This window comes from Dielma fastidiosa (assembly GCF_000313565.1).
In the GTDB taxonomy this organism is placed as follows: domain Bacteria; phylum Bacillota_I; class Bacilli_A; order Erysipelotrichales; family Erysipelotrichaceae; genus Dielma; species Dielma fastidiosa.
Map to the genome: position 1 here is coordinate 1 of NZ_CAEN01000122.1, position 227 is coordinate 227.

Annotated in this window: 1 protein-coding gene; it reads left to right on the forward strand. The window is 33.0% G+C overall.

Annotation, left to right across the window (positions count from 1 at the left end; all coding sequences use genetic code 11):
- Window positions 1-68: 68 nt before the first annotated feature.
- Window positions 69-227 (forward strand): transposase (locus tag DAHG_RS22080; protein ID WP_022936314.1); only part of this gene is annotated, 159 nt, incomplete at its 3' end.

A 227-nucleotide genomic window follows, 5' to 3' on the forward strand; every position in this document is an offset into this window, starting at 1 on the left:
TGATATGATCCCACTAAAGTAGACACACGAAAAAAACAAACGTGTAACTATGGAGGTGGGATTTTTCTATGGGAAGAAGACATAAATTATCAGAAAAAGAAAAAGTAACTATTTGCGAACAATATTTAAGCGGAAAGAAAAGTAAGATACAACTTGCAAGTGAAAATGAAATCCCAGTAGAAACTGTAAGAAGATGGGTTAATCAATATCAAGAATTTGGTTCCAGC